This is a genomic window from Terriglobia bacterium (assembly GCA_020073185.1).
In the GTDB taxonomy this organism is placed as follows: Bacteria; Acidobacteriota; Terriglobia; order Terriglobales; family Acidobacteriaceae; genus JAIQGF01.
Genome location: JAIQFT010000109.1, coordinates 1 through 5,510 on the forward strand (window position 1 = coordinate 1; position 5,510 = coordinate 5,510).

At 59.8% G+C, this 5,510-nt stretch carries 4 protein-coding genes; 1 reads left to right on the forward strand and 3 read right to left on the reverse strand.

Translation table 11 applies throughout. The features are described from left to right. Nucleotides 1–187 precede the first annotated feature (187 nt). Nucleotides 188–2,008 (reverse strand): L,D-transpeptidase family protein, encoded by a 1,821-nt coding sequence (locus LAN64_20370; GenBank protein ID MBZ5570182.1) that lies wholly within the window; start codon nt 2,006–2,008, stop codon nt 188–190. Between the two features lie 90 nt (nt 2,009–2,098). Between LAN64_20370 and LAN64_20375 the strand changes: the two genes are divergently transcribed. After that, nucleotides 2,099–2,314: an RES family NAD+ phosphorylase gene (locus LAN64_20375; GenBank protein ID MBZ5570183.1), complete on the forward strand. Its 216-nt coding sequence runs from the start codon at nt 2,099–2,101 to the stop codon at nt 2,312–2,314. Nucleotides 2,315–2,555: 241 nt separating this feature from the next. Here the strand turns inward: LAN64_20375 and LAN64_20380 are convergent, their stop codons facing one another. Next, a complete protein-coding gene (locus LAN64_20380; GenBank protein MBZ5570184.1) occupies nt 2,556–2,921 on the reverse strand; it encodes an RNA-binding protein in 366 nt (121 codons plus the stop codon). Between the two features lie 212 nt (nt 2,922–3,133). Next, entirely contained in the window at nt 3,134–4,669 is a 1,536-nt protein-coding gene (locus tag LAN64_20385; GenBank protein ID MBZ5570185.1) for a B12-binding domain-containing radical SAM protein, read from the reverse strand. Nucleotides 4,670–5,510: the final 841 nt, after the last annotated feature.

Genomic DNA, 5,510 nt, shown 5'->3' on the forward strand with positions numbered 1-5,510 from the left:
ACTCCCGCGCCGGGAAGATCGGAATCGGCCGTGCAGAAGTGGAATCTCGATGTCCCGCGCGAAAAACTTGGCGAACTCACGCAACCGAGTACGCCGCTGCCCGTGCCGAAATTCAGCTACTTACACCACGGGCTGCTAGCCTTGCCTGGGCGTTTTGGTTTGGCCGGCCGCGCTTTTCGTTTCAATCTCACTGCGGATATGGATAGCCTCTCGCCAGAGCCTTCCGAAGGTCGGCATCGTACCCGTAGATATCGCGATAGAAGTGAACATGCCCGTGTCGCCACGTCGAAACCGTTGTGTAAAAAATCAGCACCAGCAGCGGCTTGGAAAGGTCTACTCGCAGGTCGTCTTGGCCATGGTGCATCGCCTGCTGCACTTGTTGTAAAGTCCAGCCGGGTTGATCCCTCAACATCCACGCCGCCAGCTCGGCAGGGTTTTCGACGTGAATGCACCCATGGCTGACGATCCGTTGCGGAACGATGAATTCAATTTCCCGCAACGGAGTGTCATGAAGATATACGTTGTAACGGTTCGGAAATATGAATTTCACCAGCCCCATGGGATTGTCGGAGCCCGGGCGCTGCCGGATGTGAAGTTTGCCCGCACGAAGCTGCTCTAATAATGGTTGCGTCAACTTAGCATCAGCGACCACCTGCCCGGTCGGTGATACGGCCTCGTAATGAAATGCGGACAGGTCAGGCGTCGCGGTGATGATCGGCATCAGCTCGTCCCTCTGAATGTCGGGTGGCACATCCCAGTAGGGGCGGAAAACCACATATTCGACGCTGTCGTCCATTACGGGCGTTCGCGTATTGTCAAAATCCTCGCCCACGTCCACTCTCATGCTGAGAGCAATCTTCCCTTGTTCGTCCAATGCATAGAGATGAAATCCCGGGATGTTCACCACGATTGACTCTTGCCGTTGGTGGTAACGGAACCAACGGTATCGTTCCATGGCAAGCCGTATCTGGTCCACCCGGTCTGTCAGAGGAACATTCAACTGCTCCATGGTTTTGTCGTCCAGGTATCCCGTCGCGGGGAGCCCATGGCGTTCCTGAAAGCGCCCGACCGCCTGCAATAGAGTTGGATCGAACATCCGCGAATTCGCGGCAGCAGCGGCGTAGCTTGCAGGTAGATCGTCGAGGAGACGAAGCAGCCGGGTCAGCCGGGCAAAGCCAGGGTACGGTGGCCCGGGATATCCGGGTTCCGTGGGCATGGGCAGCTTCTGCCCATCGTCCTCCTTGGCAAGCCGCAGGTACATTCCAAGAACCTCCCGCAATTTGCGGTAGCCAACAAAGGGCGGCTCGATGCCCGCCAGTTCGGACTTCAACTCCTTTCCGTTAGCAAGACGCTGCTGGACGAACTTGGGAAGATCCAGTTCCTGCGGGCCTGCGTCGAGCGCAAACTTGAAATACCGCGGATTGATTCTCCCCACCCGAATAGCCGAGACGTAGCGCATGGCGCAAACCGTCAGCGCTACATCGAAACGCACTTCCTCGGACACGGAGTGCTGGCCCCGCAAGTGGGCCAACCGTTCAGCCCAGCGAGAAGAGTCGTAGTCCTCGGCACGGAGACCCTCGCTGTCTGCTTCCTGCAGAATTGCGATCATCTGCAACGCCTGCGAACTGGCGCGCCCCGCCCGCAGCCAGGCTGGCGCGTACTCCAAGCGCGAATAAAACTTTTCCACGTCGTTGCGAAAATCGGAAAAATCGGGCCATCGAAGGTTATCAATCCGCCCTGCTCGGACGAGTGTCCGGACCGTCAGTTCCGGGGCCTCAACCCGCTCGTTGGCACTAGCATTCCCTGCCCCACGTTTCGACCAGCCGCGCTCTTGCGCACTAATTCCAAGTGCCGCTGTCAAAATGAATATGACCACGAAGGCAGTACGCCACTTCACGTCCCGACCAAACATACTTGCGCTCAGCGTTCGCATACGATATTTCGGCATGCTAGGAATGCCACAGAGTTTGCCGACGCGCACCTGTGACAGGCGATCCGTATGCGCCATCACCTCTGAGGTCGTGATAGGCGGCATGGAAGTCGGCCAAGTAGTCGTCGAAGGTGAACGTTTCCGGTTCGATCCAATAACTTCGAGTGCCTGAGCCCGACCAGGTACATCAGCTCCCAACAGCTGGCGCGAGAATTATTGGCCTCGGGTTTGGCTGGCCTTGTTCACCCGAGCGTGCGTCGCAAAGACGGAACTTGCCTCGTCTGTTTTCGCCCGGCGCTGGTCACCAATGTGCACCGAGGCGGAAGCGTTCTCATCACATTCCATGAGCCTGGATCGCCACCCGCCAACAGCGATTCCGCCTAAACCACCGCCTGGATGCAGCAGCGGCACGCCTCTTCTCAATTATCTCAAATCGTCCTCTTCCGGGTGGTCGCCGCTCGGCCCGCGGCTCGGGCGGAACGCGGCAGCACAGGGGGTGTGCTCCGCGTCCGGAGCAGCACGAAGCCCGCCCGCAGGGGCACCGTGGTTACGGCGTTCTTGCCTGCAGCATAGCGTCTCGGCTCTGGTTGCCGGCCGGAATCCCAAGAACTGGGTGCTGGGAACCCTACCAGCGAGGCTCGCGGGGCTGGCGCGCATGTCCGCGATAATCGTCTCCGCCGCCGCCCCGGGAGCCGCCGCGCGGGCCGCCACCGCTACGCTCCGTCTTAGGCCGCGCCTCGTTGACGGTGAGAGGACGTCCGCCCGAGTCCTTGCCGTTCAACCCCGAGATGGCGGATGCTGCCTCAGCGTCGTTTGTCATCTCAACAAAGCCGAACCCGCGCGAGCGGCCAGTGTCGCGATCGGTAACCAGCGAAGCGCTTTCCACCGCGCCGTAGGGCGCAAACATTTCGCGCAGATCGTTTTCTGTAGTGGAAAACGTGAGATTGCCTACATAAAGTTTCTTCACACAAATTCCTTCCGCGGGACGCATAAAATCCGCCACGCTGAATCGAGGAACGCGAACTTCACCTCAGCTCTGGTTGCGAGCCTCGGCTGAGCGCGCCAGTCTGCCAAGAATCGCCGACCGGGCGCGTCGAGCGGACTGATTCGGCTCATCGAAATCATGATCTTTCATCGCCGGAAAATCTTGCCGGCCTTACTGGCTCCCGCGCGCTCATTCCAGCACCAGCGCGGAGAACGGCATCAATCTGCGGCGAGGAGCCGTACCGCCGGGTTCGCCGGTGGCACTTGCAGGTGCGGCATAGGTCGCCCGGCGAACAGGCGTCGACAGGGTTTCGCCAGCCAGCGTGCCCATCGCGCCGAAGAAGACTTCCTCGCGCTGTCGGTCGCGATGCCCGTATCGGCATACATGTGCCGGTAGATTCTGGAAATGAGCAGAAAAGCCAGGCGCCCCCGCTGCGACTTGATAAACCGGGAGCGCTTCCAGATGGAACGCCAGGCATAAAATTTGTCCCACACCGCTTGTGTCTGGCGGCGAATTTCCTCCGCCGACATCACCGGGTGCGGCCAGAAAAGCTTGGGACGAAGATGGGTGGGGATGAGCCACCGTCGCGTGATGGGTATGCCGGCGATGGTTTCGGGCGCGTCTCCCAGGGTCTTTTCCCAGCGGATAAAATCCACGGTGCCGGGAAAGGGCGTGAGCATCACAAACTGCGCGAACGTAATGTCGGCCCGGTCCGCCACCTCGGCAGTCGCCAGGAACGTGGACGGATTGTCGCTGGGCAAGCCGAAGATGAAGGACCCCAACACATGGACGCCGTGGCGCCGGAAGGTCTGAAGACGCTGCACCAGGTGTTCCCCTGCCAGATTAAAATCCTTGTAAACGTCTTTGAGACCTTCCGGGGTGACCGATTCCACACCCACCAATGCGCCGATTATGTGCGCTGCCCGCATGGCGTCGAGAAACTCCGGATCTTCCGCGGCTTCCATGGTGATCTGAGTGAAGAATTGCACGTCAGGCAGCTTCGCCAAACGCGACATGAGTTCGAAGCGTTCCGCGCGCATCGATTCCAGTTCATGCAGACGGGCTGAGTTGCGCTGTTGGGCCGCCAGGCGCAGGTCACTGAGGGTTACCGGATAGAAGTTGTCGTCGGCAAGCGCGATGAAGCGAAAGCCCAGCCGGCGCAATTCGACAATCTCCTCGATGACGGCATCGGAAGTACGCTGGCGGGGACGCTGACCGTCGGTGCGCCAGACGGAACAGAAAGAACAATGCTTGGGACAGCCGCGAACGGTTTGCACCGAGGCCCACATGTACCGGTTCCGGGGGAGCAAGTCCCAGCGCGCTGGCGAGAATTGACTCGCCTCGATCCGACCCCCCGCATAGGTCAGCTTGGGAGCGCCGTGGCTGCAATCAGCGAGCACCGTGGGCCAGACCTGATCGCCATCGCCCTGGACAACCGCGTGGGCGCCGCCGAGCTCGACCGCCTCTTCCGGATATAAAGTCGCGTGAATTCCGCCGAAGACGACGTACGCGCCGCGGTCACGGGCAGTCTTCCCAATCTCATAACCGCGAAGCGCGTTCGCAGTATGGACGCCTATGCCAACCACGTCGCCGGGCAGAATGCTGGCTGGGTCAACCGGGTCAAGGGTCTCATCCACGATGGCCGGGTCCCCATAAGCCTTCGGGGTCGCAGCAGCGAGAACATAGAGCCATCGCGGAGTAATGACCGCAGTTCCGAACGACACATCACTTGGGTTTACAAGGTGAACCTTCACGCGCGCATGACCTATTTCCTTGGAATGAATGCCGACTACTCGTGCAGGATCACATTCAACAGCGAACCCTGAATCTGCATCGCGCCGGCATTGTACTCAACGAACCCCATTTACCGGACCGGCAAGTAGCAACCTTCCGCCCCACGAACCAGAAGAGCGGAGTCGTGCTGGGTATCCCGAACTGCGGTGCCTTGGAACGCCCGGTTCCAAAAAAGGCAAAGCCGCCGATAGGCTCAACCGAACGGCAGGAGCGGAAGTGGAGAGAACCAGTATCGCAGTTTTCCGTGACTACAAGGTGCGCAGTATCGCACAACGCGCCTAATGATACACGGTTTTGTGCGGTAGCGGCCTTTAATAAGGTGAAACCGACGATGGCGCCGGTCTGAAGGCATGGGTTAACTTTGTCCTTGCCGACAGCCAAGAACAGGCGCAGACTCAACGCAGCGGTTGGGTGTGTGGTCGTCGTGCTGGGCGGACGTCGAGGGCGTCTGCGCAGTCCGAGAAACCCGACTGCAAGCCCCAGTACAGTTGGGGCGAAGGAGGCTGAATAGAGACTGTCCCACACGACACCTCACAAAGCCTCGGTCTTACTGCCGTGCCCTCCCGCGGCGCCTAACCTCATACCCCGAATATCCGGGCGTCGTCATCTCAGACGGCGCCCGGTTTGGGCGTTGGAGAGGAACCCTGTTTGTGGTAGTGCAGGTGACCTGCTCCCCTAAATCCGCACACAACTGAGTATGATTTCACAGTTTCGCGGAAGCGAAAGATCGGGGAGGAGCATGTCTCGGAGCCGGCACACGGAAGCGGAGATGATCGCCGCGTTGAAGCAGATGGACGCAGG

Coding starts and splice junctions, on each gene's coding strand:
- LAN64_20380 (MBZ5570184.1), bottom strand. CDS start 2,921: ATGCGTCCCGCGGAAGGAATTTGTGTGAAGAAACTTTATGTAGGCAAT.
- LAN64_20370 (MBZ5570182.1), bottom strand. CDS start 2,008: ATGGCGCATACGGATCGCCTGTCACAGGTGCGCGTCGGCAAACTCTGT.